This is a genomic window from Sphingomicrobium lutaoense (genome assembly GCF_014195685.1).
Classification (GTDB): domain Bacteria; phylum Pseudomonadota; class Alphaproteobacteria; order Sphingomonadales; family Sphingomonadaceae; genus Sphingomicrobium; species Sphingomicrobium lutaoense.
Genome location: NZ_JACICF010000001.1, coordinates 628,788 through 650,420 on the forward strand (window position 1 = coordinate 628,788; position 21,633 = coordinate 650,420).

Sequence of the window (21,633 nt, forward strand, 5' to 3'; positions counted from 1 at the left end):
ATCATGACCAACCACCGAATGAAACAGCTGATCAGCGGGATCGCATTGGCCGCGGCACTGGGTGCCTGCGCCACGCCGGCATCGCGGCAGGCATCGATCTTCGGCGGCAAGGTCGATGAGAGCAATATCGGCCTCGCCACCCGTGCCCAGGCCGCGCTGGTCGCCGAGCAATATGACGAAGCCATCGCGCTTGCCGAGCGGGCCGTGGAAAAGAGCCCGCATGACGCGGGTTTCCGTACCCTTCTGGGCAACGCTTATTTCGCCGCGGGTCGTTTCACTTCTGCCGAAGCGGCCTATGGCGATTCGCTGGCGCTGGTTCCGGCGCAGCCCCAGGTCATCCTGAAGCGTGCGCTGGTGCTGATCGCGCAGGGTCGCCCGACTGCGGCGGTCGCTTTGCTCGACATGGCCGACGGCTTTGTCGATGAAGCGGATCATGGCCTTGCGCTGGCGCTGGCGGGCCGTCCCGACAGCGCGGTCGCGGTGCTGGGCAAGGCTGCGCGCCGCCCGGGTGCCGATGCCCGGACGCGCCAGAATCTCGCGCTTGCCCATGCGCTGGCAGGCGATTGGCAGCAGGCCCGTGCGGTTGCCGCGCAGGATGTTCCGGCCAACCAGATCGACGCGCGGATGGAACAGTGGATGCGGATGGCCAAGCCGACCCATCCTTCGCAGCAGGTTGCCGAACTGACCGGCATCGCGCCTGCCGCTCTCGATCCGGGCCAGCCCGTCCGTCTTGTGCTTCGCAATGACGATGGCCAGCGCCTCGCGGTGGCTCTCCCGGCCGAGCCGGTGCCCTATGTCGCGCCCGGCACGAAGGTCGCCGCCAAGTTCGAACGGGCCGCGCCTGCCGCAGTCCAGACCGTTTCGCTGGCGCCGATGCCGGTGGCACCGACGCCGCCTGCCGACGTGAAGCCCGTGGGCGAAGCGCATGTTCGCGTGATGGAATTGCCGGTGGTCGATGTCGATCTCGAAGAGGATGAAGACGAGCTGGCGCCGCTCGCGGTGGCCGAAGCGGCGGCCGTTCCCGCTCCGCAGCCGGTCCCGGCCGCGCCGACGCCCAAGCCCGCGCCCAAGCCTGCACTGGTGACGCCGGTTCAACTGGCCGCCGCGCCGGTGGCCAAGGCTGCCGATCCGGCGCCCAAGCCGGCATTGTCGGCGGCGACCACGCGCCTGACGCAGTCGGCCCGCTCGATCCGTGCCGAAGCCGCGCGGGTGAAGGGCGAGAGCCGCAGCGTCGTGCAGCTGGGCGCCTATACCAAGCGTTCGAGCCTCGATCTCGGCTGGCAGGTGGCGACCCGCCGCTTCTCGCCGGTGCGTGAATATAAGCCGATGGCAGCGCGGACCACGGTCGATGGCCAGAAATTCTATCGCCTCGCGGCCTATGGCTTTACGAGCGATGCCGACGCCCGCAACTTCTGCGGCGAAGTCCGCGCAGCGGGCGGCGAATGCTTCGTGCGCAAGATGGCGGGCGATACGCCCTTCAAGCTGGCGTCGCGTTAACTGGCGGGGGCGCGGCTGCGTCGCTCGATCGTGACCAGGTCGAGCACCGCCATGCGCATCGCCACGCCCATTTCCACCTGCTGACGAATGAGGGAGCGGTCGCCATCGGCGATCGCTCCTTCGATTTCGACATCGCGGTTCATCGGACCCGGGTGCATCACCATCGCCGAAGGGGCCGCGAGGGCAAGCCGGTCAGCGGTGAGGCCGTAGCGCGACAGATATTCGCCCGGCGCATCGCCAAGGTCGCTTTCGAGCCGTTCGCGCTGCACACGCAGCATCATCACGACATCGGCGCCGCGCACCGCATCGTCGATGCCGTCGGGGCCGTCATGTCCCTCGGGCATCAGCGCGGCGGGACCGGCGAGCCGCACATTGGCACCCATCCGTTCGAGAAGGTCGCGGGTCGAATTGGCGACGCGGCTGTGCCGGATGTCGCCGCAGATCGCGACGGTAAGGCCCTCGGCCCGGCCGAAATGCTGCTTGATCGTGGCGACGTCGAGCAGGCCCTGGGTGGGATGTTCTCCGGTGCCGTCGCCTGCATTGACCACCGGACAGTCCATCCAGTCGGCGACCTGCCGGGGCGCACCCGGCTGGGAATGGCGAAGTACGAGAACATCGGGACGCATCGCATCGAGCGTCACTGCGGTGTCATGCAGGCTTTCGCCCTTGGCGAGCGAGCTCATGTCGACGGGCAGGTTGGAGACCATCGCGCCGAGCCGCCGCGCCGCGATGTCGAAGGACATGAGCGTCCGCGTCGAATTTTCGAAGAAGGCGGTGAGGACGGTCATCCCCGCGAGCCGGTCATCGCTTTTGCGAAGCTGCTTGTTGAAGCGCAGCCAATGGCTCGCGGCGTCGAGAAGATAGTCGAGCTGTTCGTCCGAAAGATCGCGTGTCGAGAGAAGGTCCATGCCCTGCCTTAATCGTCCTGTCCGAGATTGACGAGCGCATCGATCGCGCCCTGAAGGATATGTGCTGCGGCCATCGCGTCGACTTTCTCGGCGCGTTTGGCGCGGCTGACATCGGCATCGATCATCGCCCTTTCAACCGCCATGGTCGACCAGCGCTCGTCCCACAGGAGAATGGGCAGGCTCAGGGGCGCGAGATTGCGGGCGAAGGCGCGGGTCGACTGGGTGCGCGGGCTGTCACTGCCGTCGAGATTGAGCGGCAGGCCGACGACCAGCCCGACGATCTGTTCGTCGGCGACGAACTGTTCGAGGCGGGCGAGATCCTTCTGGAATTTGGTGCGCTTCAACGTCTGCGAGGGTCCCGCGAAGGACCAGCCTGCATCGCAGGTCGCCAGTCCGATGGTCTTCGTCCCGACATCGAGGCCGGCAAGTTTGCCGCTTTTGACCTGCGCAAGGAATTCGGCGGTGGAATCGAGGATCATGACCGCGCGGCCCAGGCCTGGCGCCGGGAGATCGCGTCGCGGCGCACATCGCCCCAGAAAAGCGCATAGTCATAGGCGTGATAATTGTTGCCCGGCAGGACATAGGGCCCGACATCGGGGATCTCGCCTTCGATGATGAGCAGGCCCTCGCTGCATCGCGCGCTCATCGGCGGCACTTCGAGACGGGCATTTTCGAACTTCTCGTCGGGGACGAGCATGGCGGGGGAGGCGGGGCCTTCCGCGCCGCCATTGGCGGGATTGGTGCAGGCGAGGCGATCGCGGCTGCGCTCGATTTCGGCATAGCCCATGCTGCCCACCCAATCATCGAGAACGAGATCGGGCTTCGCCGGATCGCCGAAGGTGAGCCAGTTGAGGATACAGCCCGTCTGGCCCCCTTCCTCGCAGAGCGGGAGGCCGGTGGCGGGAAGGTCGGCTTCCAGATCGATCGGCCAGCCCGCGAGATAGACCGCGACGAGGCGATCGCCGAATTCTGGCCGTTCCTCGGCGAGCAGGCGGAGAAGATGGAGCGAGCCCTGGCTGTGCCCCGCGAGAATCAGGGGCCGATCGGGATTTTCCGCCATGAAGGTGCGGAATGCCTCGCGCACGTCTTCATAAGCGACGTCGAGGGCGCGAAGCGCGTCTTCCTCGCGGCTGAGGAAAGCGCCGAAGGCGGCCTGGCGGTAGCGCGGCGCCCAGATATCGGCTTCGTCCGAAAGGGCACTGGCCTGGGTGCGGAGGAAGAGGTCGGTGCGGCGCTGGCTGCTTTCGGCCGGAAACATGGGCGCGTTCCAGCGGTCGCGGGCAAGATAGGTGGTGGGGTGTACATAGAAGACCGCGGCGCGGGGATCGAGCGACAGCGGCTCGGCTTCTTCCTCGCTTTCGGGGCGCCAGTCGGTCAGGTCGGTCGGCAGACCCCGCCGCGCGAGCCAATATTCGGCATTGTCGTAACGGTCCTCTGCCTCGGGTTCCGGTAGTTCGAACTTGACCGTGGGCATCGACTGGCCCGCGATGACCTTGTCCCCGAACTGGAAGATGGCAAAGGCCGCCAGCACGACGAGCAGCGTGACCAGCACGATGGCGATGAGAAAGCGGCGCGCACACATGGCGCGCCCGTTAGCCGAAGGTTGGGGCGCAAGCAACGCGCTTGAAGGGCAGGGCGCGCCCTGCTAGCCGCGCGGCATGTCTGTCACCCAAGAACAAGTGCGCCACATCGCGAATCTGGCGCGGATCGAAATGAGCGAGGAGGAGACCGAACGGCTCCTGCCCGAACTCAACAAGATTCTCGGCTGGGTCGAGCAGCTTGGCGAAGTCGATACCGACGGGGTCGAGCCGCTTACCGCCGTGATCGACCAGCAACTGCGCTTTCGGGACGATGAGGTCACCGACGGCGATATCCGCGACAAGGTGCTCGAGAACGCGCCCGATGCCCAGCACGGCTTTTTCGCCGTTCCGAAGGTGATTGAATAGTGAGCTTGACCGACAAGACGATCGCCGAGCTTCGCGACGGTTTCCGTGCCGGCGATTTCAGCGCGCGCGAGATCGCCGAGGAGTTTAACGCGGCGGTCGATGCGGCCGATGCGCTCAACGCCTACCTGGTCAAGACGCCCGAACTGGCGCTCGAAGCCGCGGAAGCCGCCGACAAGGCGCGTGGTTCGGACAGTTTGAAGCCGCTGTCGGGCATCCCGCTCGGCATGAAGGATCTGTTCGCCACCGAAGGCGTGCTGACCAGCGCGGGCTCGAAAATGCTCGGCAATTTCCTGCCGCCTTACGAATCGACCGTTTCCGCCAATCTGAAGGCAGCGGGCGCGGGGATGCTGGGCAAGCTCAACATGGACGAATTCGCGATGGGTTCGTCGAACGAGACCTGCGCGCATGGGCCGGTGATCTCGCCGTGGCGCCGCGAAGGCAGCAATGCCGCGATCACGCCCGGCGGTTCGTCGGGCGGTTCGGCCTCGGCCGTGTCGGCGCGGATCGCGCCGGGCGCGACGGGCACCGATACCGGCGGGTCGATCCGCCAGCCCGCGGCTTTCACCGGCATCTGCGGGATCAAGCCGACCTATGGCCGTTGTTCGCGCTGGGGCATCGTGAGCTTTGCCTCCTCGCTCGACCAGGCGGGGCCGATGGCTCGCACGGTCCGCGATTGCGCGATCATGCTCGAGGCGATGTGCGGATTCGATCCCAAGGATTCGACTTCGCTCGATGTCGAGGTGCCGCAGTGGGAAGCCGGGCTTTCGTCCGACCTCAAGGGCAAGAAGGTGGGCATTCCCCGCGAATACCGGATCGACGGCACGCCCGGGGAAATCAACGCGCTGTGGGACCAGGGCGTCGAATGGCTGCGCGATGCAGGCGCCGAGCCTGTGGAAATCTCGCTCCCCCATTCGAAATATGCGCTGCCGACCTATTATATCATCGCGCCGGCGGAAGCTTCCTCGAACCTCGCTCGCTATGACGGGGTGCGGTACGGGCTTCGCGAAGTCGTCGAGGGCGGCGGCCTGCACGACATGTACAAGGCGACGCGGGCCGAAGGATTTGGCGATGAAGTGAAGCGCCGCATCATGATCGGCACCTATGTGCTGTCGGCGGGCTTCTACGATGCCTATTTCACCAAGGCGCAGAAGGTTCGCGCGCTGATCAAGCAGGATTTCCGCAAGGCGTTCGAGCAGTGCGACATGATCCTGACGCCGACTGCGCCGAGCGCGGCTTTCGCGCTGGGCGAGAAATCGGACGATCCGATTGCCATGTATCTCAATGACGTGTTCGCGGTGCCCGCGAGCCTTGCTGGCCTGCCCGCGATGAGCGTGCCGGGCGGGGTCAACGGCGATGGCCTGCCGCTGGGCCTGCATCTCATTGGCAACGAGCTGGACGAGCAGACCGTCCTCAACGCCGGCCTCGCCATCGAGGAACGGGCCCCGTCAATCGAACTTCCCAAGAAATGGTGGTGAGCGGCATGAGCGATTATGTCATCAAGGGGCAGACCGGCGACTGGGAGGTCGTGATCGGCCTCGAAATCCATGCGCAGGTGACCTCGAACGCCAAGCTGTTTTCGGGCGCAGCGACTGCCTTCGGCGCCGAACCCAATACGCAGGTGAGCCTTGTCGATGCGGCGATGCCCGGGATGCTTCCGGTGCCCAACCGCGAATGCATCCGCCAGGCGGTGCGCACCGGCATGGCGATCGATGCCCAGATCAACCGTTTCTCGCGCTTCGACCGCAAGAATTATTTCTATGCCGATCTGCCGCAGGGCTACCAGATCTCGCAGCTTTACCATCCCATCGTGGGCGAAGGCGAAATCACCGTGCTCGTCGACGAGAAGGACGAGAATTCGGCCAAGACCATCGGGGTCGAGCGCATCCATCTCGAACAGGATGCGGGCAAGCTGATGCACGACCAGCACCCGACGATGAGCTATGTCGACCTCAACCGCTGCGGCGTCGCGCTGATGGAAATCGTGTCCAAGCCCGACATGCGCTCACCCGCCGAAGCGGGGGCCTATATCCGCAAGCTGCGGTCGATCCTGCGCTATGTTGGCAGCTGCGACGGCAATATGGAAGAAGGCTCGATGCGCGCCGACGTCAATGTCTCGGTGCGCCGACCGGGCGAGGAATTCGGCACGCGGACCGAGACCAAGAACGTCAACAGCGTGCGCTTCGTCCAGCAGGTCATCGAATATGAGGCCAAGCGGCAGGTAGCGGCGATCGAGGCGGGCGAGGAAGTGGTGCAGGAAACACGCCTCTTCAATCCCGACAAGGGTGTGACCAAGCCCCTGCGCTCGAAGGAAGATGCGCATGATTATCGCTATTTTCCCGATCCGGACCTGTTGCCGGTCGAACTGGAGGACGAATTTCTCGCCGAATGCCGCGCGAGCCTGCCCGAACTCCCCGATGCCAAGCGCAAGCGTTATGAGGACCTTGGCATCTCGGTCTATAATGCCGCGGTGCTGACCGCCGAGGTCGAAAATGCGCGCTGGTTCGATCGCCTCCTCGATGCAGGCGCCGATGCGGTGGCCGCCTCTAACTGGGCCAATTCGGTGCTGCCGGGCCTGCTCAATGCCAAGGAAGTCGCGTTCGACGATCCGCGCAACACCCCCGAGGTGAGCGCCGAGATTCTCGCGATGGTCGACAAGGGCGAGATTTCCAAGGGACAGGCCAAGGAAGTCTTCGAATATTATCTCGACAGCGGCGATTCGCCTGCGAAGATCGTCGAGGACAAGGGCCTCAAGCAGACCAGCGACACGGGCGCGATCGAGGCCAAGGTCGATGAAGTGCTTGCCGCCAATGCCGACAAGGTCCAGCAATATAAGGACGGCAAGCAGGCGCTGTTCGGCTTCTTCGTCGGGCAGACGATGAAGGCGATGCAGGGCAAGGCAAATCCGCAGGTCGTCAACCAGATCCTGCGGGCCAAGCTGGACGAGTAGGAGACGAGTGATGCGGCGATTGGGAATGATGCTTGCGGGGGTCAGCCTGGCCGCCGCCCAGCCCGCGGTCGCGCAAGGGTCCGATGCGCCCGACCTCCTTATCGCCATCTCGGTCGACCAGCTTTCCTCGGACCTTTACGAGCAATATGCCCCGCTGTTCACGGCGGGCTTGAAGCGGGTGAACCAGGGCACCATCTTCATCAACGGATACCAGGCGCAGATGGCGACCGAGACCTGTCCTGGCCACTCGACCATCCTCACTGGTTCCTATCCGGCGCGCACCGGGATCGTCGCCAATGCCTGGCTCGACCTTGCGCTCGAACGCGAGAACAAGCTTGTCTATTGCGCCGAGGACGTGAAGGCCGAACTGGCCGAGGGCGAAGCCTATCGCGTGTCGCCCGTGCACCTTCTCGTCCCCACGCTGGGCGAGCGGATGAAGGCGCGCAATCCCGCGTCGCGCAATGTCGCGGTGGCCGGCAAGGACCGGTCGGCGGTGATGATGGGCGGGCATCATCCCGACCAGCGCTGGTATTGGGGCCGCAACGGTTGGACCAGCGATCTCGACCGGCAGGTGCCGCAATCGGTTCCGGCGGCCACAGAGGCCGCGAAGGCGATGATCGCGACGGGCATCCCTGCGCTCGAATATCCGCCCTATTGCGGCGCCAAGTCGGCGGCAACCGCCGTGAAGGGAAGCGAGCATGTCGTGGGCGCGGGACAACTGGCGGTGCCGCCGGGCGATGTCCGCGCCTTTCAGACGTCGCCTGCCTATGACGGCGCGGTGCTCGCGCTGGCCGCGGCGCTGGTGCGCGAGATGCAGCTGGGCAGGCAGGGGCAGACCGATCTTCTCTCGATCGGGCTGAGCGCCACCGACTATGTCGGGCACAGCTATGGCTCCGAAGGCGGCGAAATGTGCCTCCAGCTGTTGGCGCTTGACCGCAGCCTTGGGGATTTCTTCACCACGCTCGATGGCTGGGACGTCGATTATGCGGTGGTGCTGACCTCCGATCATGGCGCTCTCGATGTTCCCGACCGGCTGAACGCCAAGGGGGTTTCGAAGGCCCAGTGGCTGGACCCCGCGCTATCGACCGAGCAGGTCAGCATCAAGGTGGCCGAAAAGCTGGGTCTCAACGGGCGGCTCATCTACGGCAGCGCGCCGGGGGATGTGCATCTCAACCCGCTGATCGAGGGAAAGCTTGCGACGCGGGTCGTCCGCGAAGTGAAGAAAAGCTATTCCGAACATCCGCAGATCGAAGCTGTGTTCGAGGCCGATGAAATCGCGCGTCTGCCCATCCCGAGTGGCGATCCGACCAACTGGACGCTCGCGCAGCGGGTTCGCGCTTCCTTCCATCCCGAACGGTCGGGCGACCTCATCGTCGTGGCCAGGGAATATGTGCAGCCGATTGCCAACCCGGGCACGGGCTATGTCTCGACCCATGGAAGTCCCTGGGATTACGACCGGCGGGTGCCGATCGTCTTCTGGCGGCCGGGCGGAATGGGCGATGTTCGCGAGGAGGGAGTGAGCACGGTCGATATTCTTCCGACCCTTGCCGCGCAGATCGGGCTGCCGCTCGATGGCGCCGAAATCGACGGACGGTGCATCCGGAACGTGCCAGGCATCATCTGCGACTAGTTTTTTCGTTTTATTCGCGTAGGATAGCGCCGGTCCGATCCATGCTGGAGAAAGCCGATGCGCCAGTTGTCTATCGCGCTGATGCTGATGTTGAGCCTGACGGCCTGCGTGTCGACAAGGCAGTTCGCCGATCCCCAATTCCTTCCGCCGCAGGGCGACTATAGCCTTCTCGTGATGAGGCCCGACGTCTCGGTCGGGAGCGTCTCGGCCGGAGGAGTGGTCGAGCCGCGCGCCGACTGGACCGAGACCGCGCGGGGCCATGTCATCGACGCCCTGCGGGCGCAGCAGGCCGAGCGCGGCGGAGAAGTGCGGATCGTTGCCACGCGCGATGACCTGCCGGGAGTTTCGCCCGAAGAAGTGGCTTCGCTCGAACGGTTGCATTCGGCGGTCGGCAATTCGATCGCGCTGCATCATTATTATGGCTACCGGCTTCCCAACAAGCGGGGGCAGGGGCTTGATTATACGCTGGGTGAAGGTGCGCTCGAACTGGGGCGCAAGACCGGCCATGACTATGCGCTGTTCCTCCATGCCGAGGATCGCATTGTCGGGTCGGGCCGCGCCGCGCTCCAGGTGCTGGGGGTGGCGGGCTGTTTCATCGGATTTTGCGCGCCAACCATGGGGGGCGGTGGGCAGCTTGCCTATGCCAGCCTCGTCGATCTGCGGACCGGCGAAGTGGTGTGGTTCAACATCCTCACTACCGGAAGCCAGGTCGCGGGAGTGAAGTTCGGCGACATCCGCACCCGCGAGGGCGCCGACCAGATGGTCGAGCGGCTGCTGGGTCGGATGAAACCCGGCAAGGCGATGCGCAAGGCGGGCCAGGGAGAGAGCCGATGATCCTCGACCGACGCCAGATGCTGATGGGCAGCGGAGCGCTCGGTGCGGCCGCGCTCGTCACCGGGAGCGCGCAAGCGCGTGTCCTGCCGCGCGACATGGAGCCGCTCATCGGCCCCGGCTATCGCCCCACCGACCTCGACGAACGTTCGATGTGGGAGGAGATGGAGCGGGTCGAGGAGGAAATCGCAGGCTCGAACCTGTTGGTCGATGACCCGGACCTCAATGCTTATCTGCGCGGGCTCATCGCCAAGGTTGGCGGGCCTGCCGCCGGGGACATGCGCATCTATCTGGCGCGCATCCCCGAATTCAACGCGATGATGTTCCCGACGGGCTTCACGGTCTTTTTCTCGGGCCTCCTTCTCCGGATGAAGAATGAAGCTCAGCTTGCCGGGGTGATCGCGCATGAAAGTGCGCATTTCCTTCGCAAGCACCAGATCCGCCAGTGGCGCAGCGTGAAGCGAAAGAGCGACATTTTCGCCCTGCTGGCGATGGGAGCGGGCGCGGTCGGTGGCGTGACGGGCACCTATATGGGCGATCTCATGCAATTGGGCCGTTTCGCAACGATCATGTCGATCCTGTCCTACAGCCGCGAGTTGGAAGCCGAGGCCGACGCGATGGGCGCGCGGCTTCTTGCCGAGGCGGGCTATGACCCGATGGTGATGCCCGAGACCTGGCAACAATTGATCGCCGAACTCGACCAGTCGGCCCATTATCGCGGGCGAAACCGCGAGCGGCGCTTCGCCATGTTCGGCACCCATCCAAGCCCCGAGCGCCGCATGAAGGACCTGACCGTGAGCGCCAAGGAGCTTCGGATCGAGGGACGCGACTATGCGCGCGGGCGCGAGCAATATGACGCCGCCCTGGGCGAAGCGCGGCGCTGGATGCTCGAGGACCAGGTCAAGCTCAACGATCCCGGCGCGAGCCAATATGTGGTCGAGACGCTCGCCGAAGATGGCTGGAACGGCCAGCTTCGTTTCAGCGAGGCCGAGATCTGGCGATTGCGCGGCCGGCCCGGCGATTTCCAGCGCGCGGCGCGCGGCTATGCCACCGCGACGCTCTATCCCGACGTGCCGCCCGAGGCGTGGCGCTGGCACGGCATCGCGCTTCACCGCGAAGGCCGCAATGTCGAAGCCGCCGATGCCCTGCGGCGCTATCTCATGCTGGCGCCCGATGCGCCCGACGCGGAAATGATCCGCGCGATGGCGGGAGGAATGGAATGATCAAGCGTCTTGTCCTCATCGTCGCCGTGGCGACGTCGCTGTCGGCCTGTGCGGCAGGCCCCGGCCTTGGCGGCAATATCTTCCGCCTCGCCGAAGAGGGGCGCGAATATAAGGTCGGCTCGGACCGCCTGGCGGTCACGCCGCCGCGCGCTTGGAACCGGCTTGGCACCCGCCGGCTCTTCACCGATGTGCGCGAAGTCGAGGACTGGACGCTGAACGGCCCCTATCTCGACACGCTCAGTTTCGTCAGCGGCCTCAAGGACGGCAGGGCAATCGTCTACCAGCGCAAGCGCGACATTCGGCAGGTGCCCAAGTTCGACGCGCGCATGACCCCGCCCGAAATCGCCTCGATGCTCGAGAGCTATTACCGCGCGCGAGGCGGGGCGCTGCAGTTCGAGCAGACCGGTCTGAAGCCGCGGCAATTCCTTGGCCATCCCGGCTTCCAGTTCGATTTCGACTATCTGGGCGGAGACGAACTGTGGCGGCGCGGCCGAGCGGTGGGCGCGATCGTCGAAGGGCGGCTCTACCTCATCCTGCTCGAAGGCACGCGCCAGCATTATTTCGACGAGGCGCTGCCCGATTTCGAGGCGATGGTGCAGAGCGCCCGGCTGACCTAGACCGGATCGGGCTCGGGCGGGCGCTCGGGTTCACCGGGGACGCGCGGCGGGCGGTCGGGATCGGGGCGGCGGCCCGGTACCGGGCGCGGGTCGGGATCGGGGTGCGGGCCGACGGGCGGAATGGGAGGTTTACTTGCCATGGGCCACCAACCGGCGACTGCCCCGCGGGTTGCACGATTGGCCGCCATCCCGGTGAAGCTGCCCGCTTTTTTCCCTTTGATGGCTTGCCCCTGCTGCATGGCCTGTTATAGGCCGCCCACCTTCGAGGAGCGTACACGCGCGCGTGGCGGAACTGGTAGACGCGCTGGTTTTAGGTACCAGTATCGAAAGATGTGGGGGTTCGATTCCCTCCGCGCGCACCACGGCCGGACCGTGGCTGGGCGCTCCGGAACATGAATTTTTATCGAACGGGAACGACGCAAGACATGAAGACCGTCGAGACGGAAAACAAGGGCCTCAAGCGGGCCTATGAAATCACTATCCCCGCCAAGGAAATCGAGGCGCGGGTCGATGCCGAGGTGAAGAAGATCGCGCCGCAGGTGCGGATGCCCGGCTTCCGTCCCGGCAAGGTTCCCCCCAACCTCATCCGCAAGATGCATGGCGAATCCCTGCAGGCCGAGGCGCTCAACAGCACGGTGCAGGAAGCGGTGCAGAAGGTGCTGGCCGACAACAAGCTGCGTCCCGCGATGCAGCCCGAAGTCTCGCTGGGCGAAGGCTATGAGCATGGCAAGGATGCCGTGATCACCGTCTCGCTCGAGGCGCTGCCCAATATCGAGGCACCCGAAATCGACGGCCTCGAACTCGAGCGTCTGACCGTGGACGTCGCCGAGAAGGATGTCGAAGCGCGCATCAAGCAGATCGCTTCGCAGCAGAAGAGCTGGAAGGACGCGCCCAAGACCAAGAAGGCCGCCAAGGGCGACCTCGTGGTCATGGACTTCGTCGGCAAGGTCGACGGTGAAGCCTTCGAAGGCGGCACCGGCGAAGGCATGGAAGTCGAACTGGGTTCGGGTCGTCTGATCCCGGGCTTCGAAGATGGTCTGATGGGCGTCAAGAAAGGCGACGAGAAGACCATCGAAGTGACTTTCCCCGAGGATTATCCGGCGGCAAATCTCAAGGGCAAGGCCGCGACCTTCGACGTCAAGGTGACCGCGGTCAAAGTCGAAGACGAGACCAAGATTGACGACGAGTTCGCGACCAACATGGGTCTGAAGGACCTCGATCAGCTCAAGGAATTGGTCCGCGACCAGGCGCAGCAGGAACTCAATGGCCTGACGCGCACCCACATGAAGCGCAAGCTGCTCGACCAGCTGGCCGGCAGCCATGATTTCGAAGTACCCGCCTCGATGGTCGAAGCGGAATATGAAAACATCATGAACCAGCTTCGCCACGAAGCGAGCCATGAGGAAGACAGCGAAGCCGCGCTGAAGGAAATCGAGGCCGATGCCGACGATTACAAGGCGATTGCCGAACGTCGCGTGCGCCTCGGCCTGCTTCTCTCGGAAATCGGCCAAGCCAATGGCGTCGAAGTCAGCAGCCAGGAAATGAACCGCCTGGTTGCCCAGGCTGCCCAGCAGTATCCGCCCGAGCAGCAGCAGCAGTTCTTCAAATATGTCCAGGAGAACCCGATGGCCGCCGCGCAGCTTCGCGCACCTCTTTACGAGGACAAGGTCGTCGACTTCCTGTTCGACAAGGCTGACATCACCGATCGCACCGTGACCCGCAAGGAACTGGAAGAAGCGATCGAGGCCGAGGACGACGCCGAAGCCGAAAAGGCCAAGAAGCCCGCCAAGAAGGGCGCGGCCAAGAAGCCGGCGGCGAAGAAGGCGCCGGCCAAGAAGGCCGCTGCCAAGAAGGACGACGCCAAGAAGGCCGAGACCAAAAAGCCGGCTGCGAAGAAAAGCGCCGAAAAGAAACCGGCTGCTAAGAAACCGGCTGCTAAGAAGGCTCCGGCCAAGAAGGCGGACGCCAAGAAGAAGGCACCCGCCAAGACGAAATAGGCGATAGGCATCGGGGGAGGGGCATCATGCAGGTTGCGGTTTTATTGCCCTGCTACAATGAGGAAGCGGCGATCGCCGAAACGATCGCCGGTTTCCGCCAGTCCCTCCCCGATGCACGCATCTACGTCTTCGACAATGCCTCGACCGATCGCACGGTCGAGATCGCCCGCTCGGCGGGCGCAACCGTCCGCAGCGTTACCCAGCAGGGCAAGGGCAATGTGGTTCGCCGCATGTTCGCCGACGTGGACGCCGACGTCTATGTCATGGCCGATGGCGACCTGACTTATGATCCCACCGCCGCACCCGAGATGGTGCGCAAGCTGTGGGACGAACAGCTCGACATGGTCGTGGGCACGCGCCACCACGACGCCAAGGACGCCTATCGCGGCGGCCATGTGCTCGGCAACCGGCTGTTCACCAATCTTCTGTCCTGGCTATTCGGTCGCAGCTTTTCCGACATCTTCTCGGGCTACCGCGCTTTTTCGCGCCGCTATGCCAAGAGCTTTCCGGCGCTCTCCGAGGGTTTCGAGACCGAGACCGAGATGAGCGTCCATGCGCTCGAGCTCCGGATGCCGGTGGGCGAGGTCGCGACGCGTTATGGCGCCCGCCCCGAGGGCTCCGAATCCAAGCTGTCCACCTTTCGCGACGGTTGGCGCATCCTTCGCACCATCGGGACGCTCTTCCGCGTCGAGCAGCCGCGCGCATTCTACGGGACGGCGGCGGCGACGATCCAGCTGGCGGCGATCCTCATCGCCATCCCGCTGTTCATCACCTATTTCCAGATCGGCCTCGTGCCGCGCTTCCCGACCGCCGTGCTGGTGACCGGGATGACCATCGTCGCGGTGCTGACCTTCTTCGCCGGATTGATCATCTCGGCGATCACGCGCCAGCGCCGCGAAGTCCGGCGTATCGCCTATCTTGCCCAACCGGCACCCGGCTCCCCAGCCGATCGGTGAATTTTCGAAGGTCCGGGTTGAACGGCGCGAAAATTTCCCGATGTTGGAGCCAGACCAAACACAAGGACCTCTCATGGATCACGAAGATATTACGAACGCCCTCGTTCCCATCGTCATCGAACAGTCGAACCGGGGCGAACGTTCTTTCGACATTTTCTCGCGCCTGTTGCGCGAACGGATCATCTTTATCACCGGTCCGGTCGAAGATGGCATGGCCGCGCTGATCACCGCGCAGCTCCTGTTCCTGGAATCGGAAAATCCGAAGAAGGACATTTTCATGTACATCAACTCGCCGGGCGGCGTCGTCACGGCGGGCATGGCGATCCATGACACCATGAAATATATCCGCCCGCGCGTCGGCACGGTCTGCATCGGGCAGGCCGCCTCGATGGGCAGCTTCCTTCTTGCCGCGGGCGAGCCCGGGATGCGCGTCGCTCTGTCTAATGCGCGCATCATGGTCCACCAGCCCTCGGGCGGTGCGCAGGGCATGGCCGCCGATATCGAGATCCAGGCCAAGGAAATCCTGCGCATCCGGTCGCGTCTCAATGCGCTCTATGCGGAATATACCGGCCAGCCGATCGACAAGATCGAAGCGGCGATGGACCGCGACAAGTTCATGGAAGCCGACGAGGCCAAGGAATTCGGTCTCATCGACCAGGTATTCGACAAGCGTCCCGAACAGGGCGAGGACAAGGATACCGGCGCGGGCGACGTCACTCCGTCCTGATCCGCCGTTCGGGCAAGCCATCACGCGCCTCGCGTCCGATGTGACGCGGGGCGCGTTTGTGCGTTATAAGGGGAGGGCGATGGACACCAATCTCTATGCCCTTCTCGGTCTTTCGCCCGGCGCGAGCCGCGTCGAGATCAAGCGCGCCTATCATGCGCAGATGCGCCGCTTCCATCCTGACAGCGGCGATGAGCGCGCCGATGGCGATCATGCCGGGCGGCTCAACGAGGCCTATGGCATCCTGTCGGACCCGGGACGCAGGGCCGCCTACGACCGGATGCTGAAGGCGCGGATCGAGCAGGCGGGTGGTCATCTCCCGGCACGGCGGAGCGCGGCGAAGTCGCCGCGGCCCGTGCGGGTCGCTCGCCCAGTCTATCTCAATCCGATCGCGATTTTCTGGCTCCTGTTCCTCACGCTCCTGCTCTTTTCGCCGTTCCTCTACGCCGTCTGGTGGAGCCTGCCTTAACCAAAAAGCGTCTCAAAGAGGGGCGGGGACAATGACGGCCCTTGGCATTTGGCCGGTGCGCTTCCATATGGGATTTCAACGATTTGGCGGCTGGGCGGATCATTAACGCTTCATCCAGCATTGCCTCTCTAGAATTAGGGTATAGCATGGGGGCGAAGAATGGGCCCCGATCTGGCCCGCAAGAAGGACGAGTATGACCAAGCTTCAAGGCGGCAATGGCGACGGCAAGTCGACCCTCTACTGCAGTTTCTGCGGCAAGTCGCAGCACGAGGTTCGCAAGCTCATCGCGGGCCCGACCGTGTTCATCTGCGACGAGTGCGTCGAGCTGTGCAACGACATCATCCGCGAGGAAACCAAGTCCTCGCTGGTCAAGACGCGCGACGGCGTGCCCACGCCCGCGGAAATCAACGAGGTGCTCGATGACTATGTGATCGGCCAGTCGCAGGCGAAGCGCGTCCTGTCGGTGGCGGTCCACAACCATTACAAGCGCCTCAATCACGGCCAGAAGAACGGCAACGATGTCGAACTGGCGAAGTCGAACATCCTGCTCGTTGGCCCGACGGGCTGCGGCAAGACGCTGCTCGCGCAGACGCTGGCGCGGATCCTCGACGTGCCCTTCACCATGGCCGATGCCACGACGCTCACCGAAGCGGGTTATGTCGGCGAGGATGTCGAGAATATCATCCTCAAGCTGCTCCAGGCCTCGGACTATAATGTCGACAAGGCGCAGCGCGGGATCGTCTATATCGACGAAATCGACAAGATCAGCCGCAAGTCGGACAATCCCTCGATCACGCGCGACGTGTCGGGCGAAGGCGTGCAGCAGGCGCTCCTCAAGCTGATGGAAGGCACTACTGCCAGCGTGCCGCCGCAGGGCGGGCGCAAGCATCCGCAGCAGGAATTCCTGCAGGTCGACACCACCAACATCCTGTTCATCTGCGGCGGTGCGTTCGCGGGGCTAGAAAAAGTCATCGGCGACCGCCTCGAAGGCAAGTCGATCGGCTTTGGCGCCCATGTCGCCGCGCCCGAGGAAAAGCGGGTGGGCGAGACGCTCAAGCATACCGAGCCCGAGGATCTGATGAAATTCGGCCTCATTCCCGAATTCATCGGTCGTATGCCGGTCATCGCAACGCTCGAGGATCTGGACGAGGACGCCCTCGTAATGATCCTCAAGGAGCCGAAGAACGCGCTGGTGAAGCAGTATCAGAAGCTGTTCGACATGGAAGATGTCGAGCTGGTCTTCACCGACGACGCCCTGAGCGCGGTTGCCCGCAAGGCGATCGAGCGCAAGACGGGTGCGCGCGGTCTGCGCTCGATTCTCGAAGGCATCCTTCTCGACACCATGTTCGACCTGCCCTCGATGGAAGGCGTGGACGAAGTGCATGTCGATGGCGATGTCGTCGCGGGCCGCAAGGACCCGGTGCGCGTCTATGCCAAGAAGGACAAGGAATCGGCCGCCAGCGGCGACGCTGCCTAAAAGGTCCGTCGGTTGACTCAAGCCAGCAACAAGCCGCCGCTGCCACGGCTGCCCGCGCTCCTCGGACGCGCGGAGCGGCCTTGGCTGGCGATTCCCGCGGCCTGGCTGTTGGCGCTGGGCGGCTCGCTCGCACTCGCGACCATCGCCCAGCTTGTCTTCCCCGCGGCCGCGCCGCCCGATTTCGAAGGCGTCGAGGGCGCGCACGGCTTCTTTCTGCTGGTCGTCTTCGCCCCGCTGGTCGAGACCTTGATCATGGCCGGCGTGCTGGCGATCCTCCTCAAATTCATGAAACCGCTGCCCGCCGTCATCCTGAGCGCGATCGGCTGGGGCGTCGCGCACAGCATGGCCGCGCCGACTTGGGGACTGGTCATCTGGTGGCCCTTCCTCATCTTCTCGGTGCAATTCGTCGTCTGGCGGCAACGCGGATGGGGATGGGCGCTCGCGGTGCCCGCGCTCACCCACGCGATGCAGAACAGCCTTCCGGCGATGGTATTGCTGCTCGGCCTCTGATCGGGCCGATGCCGATCTGATATCCGCCTAATATCCGGTTGCACAGGGAAGGGCGGCCTCCCATATGGTGCCCATGCCTACTGAATTCTATCCGATCCTTCCGCTGCGCGACATCGTTGTCTTTCCCCAGCGCATCGTCCCTCTCTTCGTCGGCCGCGAGAAAAGCGTCGCCGCGCTCGAGGCTGCGATGGAAGTCGACAAGAAGCTTTTCCTCGTCGCCCAGCTCGATCCGGCGGACGACGATCCCGATCGCGATGCCATGTATGATCTTGGCGTGGTCGCGACCGCGATGCAGCTGTTGAAGCTGCCCGACGGAACAGTACGTGTGCTCGTCGAAGGCGCGCAGCGCGCCCGGCTGGTCGCCTTGCACGAGAAGGACGGATATACGCAGGCTGAGGTCGAGCTGGTCGATGTCCAGCCCGCCGAAGGGACCGAAGTGCAGGCGCTCATGCGTTCGGTGCTCGACCAGTTCGAGAATTATGCCAAGCTCAACAAAAAGCTGCCCGCGGAAACCACCGTCCAGCTGGGCGACATTGACGACCCCTCGGTGCTTGCCGACGCGGTCGCCTCGGCGCTGTCAGTCAAGGTTGCCGACAAGCAGGCGCTCCTCGGTGAACTCGATCCCGGCAAGCGGCTCGAGATGGTCTTCGCCTTCATGGAAGGCGAATTGGGCGTTCTTCAGGTCGAGAAGAAGATCCGCAGCCGCGTGAAGCGGCAGATGGAGAAGACGCAGCGCGAATATTATCTCAACGAGCAGCTGAAGGCGATCCAGCGCGAATTGGGCGATGATGCCGAAGGCGGCGACGAGCTGCCGGAACTGGCGCAGAAGATCCGCAAGACGCGCCTGTCCAAGGAAGCGCGCCAGAAGGCCGAGACCGAGCTGAAGCGCCTGAAGGCGATGGCGCCGATGAGCGCCGAGGCCACCGTGGCGCGCAACTATCTCGACATCCTGCTTGGCCTGCCCTGGGGCAAGAAGAGCCGCCTCAAGCGCGACATTGCCGAGGCCGAGGCGATCCTCGACGAGGACCATTATGGTCTGGAAAAGGTCAAGGAACGGATTATCGAATATCTCGCGGTGCAGGCGCGCACCAACAAGCTGAAGGGGCCGATCCTGTGCCTCGTCGGACCGCCGGGCGTGGGCAAGACTTCGCTTGGCCGCTCGATCGCACGCGCGACGGGTCGTGAATTCGTTCGCCAGTCCCTCGGCGGCGTGCGCGACGAAGCCGAGATCCGCGGCCATCGCCGTACCTATATCGGCTCGCTGCCGGGCAAGATCGTGTCCAACCTGAAGAAGGCGGGGACCAACAATCCGCTGTTCCTGCTCGACGAGATCGACAAGCTGGGACAGGACTTCCGCGGCGATCCTGCGTCGGCGCTGCTCGAGGTGCTCGACCCCGAGCAGAATTCGAAGTTCAACGACCATTATCTCGAACTCGACTATGACCTGTCGGACGTCATGTTCGTGACGACCGCCAACTCGCTCGACATGCCCCAGCCGCTGCTCGACCGGATGGAGATCATCCGCCTCGAAGGCTATACCGAGGACGAGAAGGTCGAGATCGCCAAGCGGCACCTCATCCCCAAGCAGATGGAAGCCCATGGCCTCAAGGACGGCGAACTTGAGTTTGCCGACGAGGGGCTGCGCGCGATGATCCGCCATTATACCCGCGAAGCCGGGGTGCGGACGCTCGAACGCCAGCTTGCCAAGGTGGCGCGCAAGGCGCTTCGCCGCATCCTCGAAAAGAAGGCCGAGCAGGTGGTGCTGGGCGCCGACAATGTCGGCGACTATCTGGGCGTCACCAAATACCGCTACGGGATCAGCGAGGAAGAGGACCAGATCGGCGCAGTCACCGGTCTGGCCTGGACCGAAGTGGGCGGCGAACTGCTCACCATCGAAGCGGTCACGGTGCCGGGCAAGGGCCAGATCAAGACCACCGGCAAGCTTGGCGAAGTGATGCAGGAATCGATCCAGGCGGCGATGAGCTTCGTGAAGGCGCGTTCGCCTTCCTATGGCGTGAAGCCGTCGATCTTCGCGCGCAAGGACATCCATATCCACTTGCCCGAAGGCGCGGTCCCGAAGGACGGCCCCTCGGCGGGCATCGGGATGGTGACCGCGATGATCTCGACCCTCACCGGCATTTCGGTCCGGCGCGACATCGCGATGACCGGTGAAGTGACGCTGCGTGGGCGGGTGCTGCCGATCGGCGGCCTCAAGGAGAAACTGCTCGCGGCGCTGCGCGGCGGGATCAAGACTGTCCTCATCCCGCAGGAGAATGAAAAGGATCTCGCCGAGATCCCCGCCAACGTGAAGGACAAACTCAAGATCGTGCCCGTGTCGCATGTCGACGAGGTGCTGGCGCTGGCCCTCACCCAGCCGATGACCGCGATCGAATGGAGTGACGCCGACGAGCTTTCCACCGAGCCGCTGGTTTCGCCCACGGGCAGCGATGACGGGGCGCCAATCCGCCATTGAACCGATTTGGGACGGCGATCAGCGATTTTTTCAGGGAATTGCGATAGGCTGCCCTAGACTTCGCTCGACAGGTTTGCCTTAAAGGCGCCTTTCGAGACTCGAAGAGGCCGCGAGTCCTTTGCGGCGCTTAGGCGGGAGAGCAGGGAATGAACAAGCAGGAGCTGATTGGCGAAGTAGCAGACCGCGCGGGCCTGAGCCGCAACGATGCGAGCAGGGCGATCGAGACGATGCTTGAAGTGATTACGTCGACCCTGAAGCGGGGCGACGAAGTGCGTCTTGTAGGTTTTGGTAATTTCTCGGTAACGCAGCGTAAGGCCTCCACGGGCCGCAATCCTCGCACGGGTGAGCCCATGCAGATCAAGGCGTCGATGCAGCCGAAATTCCGGCCGGGCAAGGTCCTCAAGGACGCCGTCCAGAAATAAGCATTTCATCGCGGACCCAAGGCGCGGGCTGGACAAGTTTCAAAGCCTCGCTTAATGGCCGCCGACCGGTGCAAACGGACCGGGCGCGTAGCTCAGTGGTAGAGCACACCCTTCACACGGGTGGGGTCGCAAGTTCAATCCTTGCCGCGCCCACCATCGGCCCGTCGGCGGGCGATGAACATCGGAAAAAAAATTGGCGCAGACGGACTAGGGTCCGCTGCGCCATTTTTCGTTTTTGAAGGCGATCAGGTGAAGCTGGTCTGCCCGAGAAGGTAGCTCGGGTTGAAGCTGCCGACGCGCTGCAGTTCGACCGGATCGAGGAAAAAGATGGTGCGTCCCTCGCGCCGGATGAGCTTGCGCCGTTCGAGATCGGCGAAGACACGGTTGACGTTCACCGAGGTCTGGCCGGTGATGTCGGCGATCTGCTGTTGGGTAAAGGGCATCTTGAGCGGGGTCTCGACCCCGTCGACGCCCGTGCGCGCCGCCACTTCGCAAAGGAAATGGGCCACGCGAGTCGCCGAGTCCCGCCGCCCGCAATTGAGCAGCCATTCATGGCTGATCGAGGCTTCGCGCTGGACCAGCCGGAAGAGGAAGGGATTGATCGCCGGGTTGGCCTGGACGATCGGATAGAAATCCTCCGCCTTGCCCACCATCACTTCGGAACGGACGATGGCCTGCAGGCCATAGTCGGCGTTGGACGGCGAAGGCAGGATACCTTCACCGGGAAAACGGAGCGAGACGATCTGGCGCCTCCCGCTTCCGTCCGATTTATATTTGCACAGGATGCCGGAGCGCACGAACATCACTTCGTCGCGCGGGCTGCCGGGTTCCCGAAATGCACGCCGGGGGTCCACCTGGACCGTCTTGTGCGGAATAGCGGCCAGGGCCTCGGCGGACTCTTCGTCCAGGCCAACCTTTATCAGGGTAGCCTTGAGGTCCACGCCATTGTCTCCGCGTGCCATAGTTCGACTCACTGTCTTTGCTGCCTTCCCCGATCATTGCCTGC

The 21,633-nt window shown here is 64.1% G+C and carries 21 protein-coding genes and 2 tRNA genes; 18 read left to right on the forward strand and 5 right to left on the reverse strand.

Features of this window, described 5'->3' with window-relative positions; genetic code table 11:
- Positions 1 to 3 precede the first annotated feature (3 nt).
- Positions 4 to 1,497: a tetratricopeptide repeat protein gene (locus FHS50_RS02930; RefSeq protein ID WP_183932887.1), complete on the forward strand. Its 1,494-nt coding sequence runs from the start codon at positions 4 to 6 to the stop codon at positions 1,495 to 1,497.
- Here the strand turns inward: FHS50_RS02930 and FHS50_RS02935 are convergent.
- Genes FHS50_RS02935 through FHS50_RS02945 form a run of 3 tightly spaced genes read right to left on the reverse strand, consistent with a single transcriptional unit; the run spans position 1,494 to position 3,987 of the window.
- Positions 1,494 to 2,405 (reverse strand): aspartate carbamoyltransferase catalytic subunit, encoded by a 912-nt coding sequence (locus tag FHS50_RS02935; protein WP_183932888.1) that lies wholly within the window; start codon positions 2,403 to 2,405, stop codon positions 1,494 to 1,496. The two genes, FHS50_RS02930 and FHS50_RS02935, sit on opposite strands and share 4 nt — an antisense overlap.
- Positions 2,406 to 2,413: 8 nt before the next feature.
- Positions 2,414 to 2,884: a Holliday junction resolvase RuvX gene (gene ruvX, locus FHS50_RS02940; RefSeq protein WP_183932889.1), complete on the reverse strand. Its 471-nt coding sequence runs from the start codon at positions 2,882 to 2,884 to the stop codon at positions 2,414 to 2,416.
- On the reverse strand, positions 2,881 to 3,987 hold the full coding sequence (locus FHS50_RS02945; RefSeq protein ID WP_183932890.1) for a DUF3089 domain-containing protein: 1,107 nt from the start codon (positions 3,985 to 3,987) through the stop codon (positions 2,881 to 2,883). The genes ruvX and FHS50_RS02945 overlap by 4 nt, the downstream gene beginning before the upstream one ends.
- A gap of 76 nt (positions 3,988 to 4,063) precedes the next feature.
- Between FHS50_RS02945 and gatC the strand changes: the two genes are divergently transcribed.
- From gatC to FHS50_RS02980, 7 genes are read left to right on the forward strand one after another with little or no spacing between them, the layout of a single operon-like run.
- Entirely contained in the window at positions 4,064 to 4,351 is a 288-nt protein-coding gene (gene gatC / locus FHS50_RS02950; protein WP_183932891.1) for an Asp-tRNA(Asn)/Glu-tRNA(Gln) amidotransferase subunit GatC, read from the forward strand.
- Positions 4,348 to 5,826, forward strand: coding sequence for an Asp-tRNA(Asn)/Glu-tRNA(Gln) amidotransferase subunit GatA (gene gatA / locus FHS50_RS02955; RefSeq protein WP_183933866.1), 1,479 nt, complete (start codon positions 4,348 to 4,350; stop codon positions 5,824 to 5,826). The genes gatC and gatA overlap by 4 nt, the downstream gene beginning before the upstream one ends.
- A 5-nt stretch (positions 5,827 to 5,831) precedes the next feature.
- Positions 5,832 to 7,298, forward strand: a complete 1,467-nt coding sequence (gene gatB / locus FHS50_RS02960) for an Asp-tRNA(Asn)/Glu-tRNA(Gln) amidotransferase subunit GatB (RefSeq protein ID WP_183932892.1) — start codon at positions 5,832 to 5,834, stop codon at positions 7,296 to 7,298.
- A 10-nt stretch (positions 7,299 to 7,308) separates the two neighbouring features.
- A complete protein-coding gene (locus tag FHS50_RS02965) occupies positions 7,309 to 8,928 on the forward strand; it encodes an alkaline phosphatase family protein (protein ID WP_183932893.1) in 1,620 nt (539 codons plus the stop codon).
- A gap of 57 nt (positions 8,929 to 8,985) precedes the next feature.
- Positions 8,986 to 9,762 (forward strand): hypothetical protein, encoded by a 777-nt coding sequence (locus tag FHS50_RS02970; protein WP_183932894.1) that lies wholly within the window; start codon positions 8,986 to 8,988, stop codon positions 9,760 to 9,762.
- On the forward strand, positions 9,759 to 10,982 hold the full coding sequence (locus FHS50_RS02975; RefSeq protein ID WP_183932895.1) for a M48 family metallopeptidase: 1,224 nt from the start codon (positions 9,759 to 9,761) through the stop codon (positions 10,980 to 10,982). Before FHS50_RS02970 ends, FHS50_RS02975 begins: the two co-directional genes overlap by 4 nt.
- A complete protein-coding gene (locus FHS50_RS02980; RefSeq protein ID WP_183932896.1) occupies positions 10,979 to 11,599 on the forward strand; it encodes a hypothetical protein in 621 nt (206 codons plus the stop codon). Before FHS50_RS02975 ends, FHS50_RS02980 begins: the two co-directional genes overlap by 4 nt.
- On the opposite strand, the gene FHS50_RS02985 is transcribed toward FHS50_RS02980, so the two are convergent.
- The gene (locus FHS50_RS02985) at positions 11,596 to 11,739 is read right to left on the reverse strand and encodes a hypothetical protein (protein ID WP_183932897.1); all 144 of its coding nucleotides are present in this window, start codon (positions 11,737 to 11,739) and stop codon (positions 11,596 to 11,598) included. The genes FHS50_RS02980 and FHS50_RS02985 overlap by 4 nt on opposite strands.
- Before the next feature lie 137 nt (positions 11,740 to 11,876).
- On the opposite strand from FHS50_RS02985, the gene FHS50_RS02990 reads away from it, so the two are divergent.
- From FHS50_RS02990 to FHS50_RS03035, 10 genes are all read left to right on the forward strand, one after another.
- Positions 11,877 to 11,961, forward strand: a tRNA-Leu gene (locus FHS50_RS02990).
- A gap of 63 nt (positions 11,962 to 12,024) precedes the next feature.
- A complete protein-coding gene (gene tig / locus FHS50_RS02995) occupies positions 12,025 to 13,596 on the forward strand; it encodes a trigger factor (RefSeq protein WP_183932898.1) in 1,572 nt (523 codons plus the stop codon).
- 26 nt (positions 13,597 to 13,622) lie between these two features.
- The gene (locus FHS50_RS03000) at positions 13,623 to 14,552 is read left to right on the forward strand and encodes a glycosyltransferase (protein WP_183932899.1); all 930 of its coding nucleotides are present in this window, start codon (positions 13,623 to 13,625) and stop codon (positions 14,550 to 14,552) included.
- Between the two features lie 73 nt (positions 14,553 to 14,625).
- Positions 14,626 to 15,279 carry an ATP-dependent Clp protease proteolytic subunit gene (locus tag FHS50_RS03005; protein ID WP_183932900.1) on the forward strand — a complete coding sequence of 218 codons (654 nt, stop codon included), beginning with the start codon at positions 14,626 to 14,628 and terminating at the stop codon, positions 15,277 to 15,279.
- Between the two features lie 79 nt (positions 15,280 to 15,358).
- Positions 15,359 to 15,745, forward strand: a complete 387-nt coding sequence (locus FHS50_RS03010) for a J domain-containing protein (protein ID WP_183932901.1) — start codon at positions 15,359 to 15,361, stop codon at positions 15,743 to 15,745.
- Positions 15,746 to 15,938: 193 nt separating this feature from the next.
- Complete coding sequence (gene clpX / locus FHS50_RS03015) at positions 15,939 to 17,222, forward strand: ATP-dependent Clp protease ATP-binding subunit ClpX (RefSeq protein WP_183932902.1); 1,284 nt, start codon at positions 15,939 to 15,941, stop codon at positions 17,220 to 17,222.
- Positions 17,223 to 17,234: 12 nt separating this feature from the next.
- Positions 17,235 to 17,732: a CPBP family glutamic-type intramembrane protease gene (locus tag FHS50_RS03020; RefSeq protein WP_183932903.1), complete on the forward strand. Its 498-nt coding sequence runs from the start codon at positions 17,235 to 17,237 to the stop codon at positions 17,730 to 17,732.
- 73 nt (positions 17,733 to 17,805) lie between these two features.
- The gene (lon, locus tag FHS50_RS03025) at positions 17,806 to 20,205 is read left to right on the forward strand and encodes an endopeptidase La (protein WP_183932904.1); all 2,400 of its coding nucleotides are present in this window, start codon (positions 17,806 to 17,808) and stop codon (positions 20,203 to 20,205) included.
- A gap of 146 nt (positions 20,206 to 20,351) precedes the next feature.
- Positions 20,352 to 20,627: an HU family DNA-binding protein gene (locus tag FHS50_RS03030; protein WP_183932905.1), complete on the forward strand. Its 276-nt coding sequence runs from the start codon at positions 20,352 to 20,354 to the stop codon at positions 20,625 to 20,627.
- A gap of 81 nt (positions 20,628 to 20,708) precedes the next feature.
- Positions 20,709 to 20,783: transfer RNA gene (locus FHS50_RS03035), tRNA-Val, on the forward strand.
- Between the two features lie 89 nt (positions 20,784 to 20,872).
- On the opposite strand, the gene FHS50_RS03040 is transcribed toward FHS50_RS03035, so the two are convergent.
- Positions 20,873 to 21,589 carry a Crp/Fnr family transcriptional regulator gene (locus FHS50_RS03040; protein WP_183932906.1) on the reverse strand — a complete coding sequence of 239 codons (717 nt, stop codon included), beginning with the start codon at positions 21,587 to 21,589 and terminating at the stop codon, positions 20,873 to 20,875.
- Positions 21,590 to 21,633 lie beyond the last annotated feature (44 nt).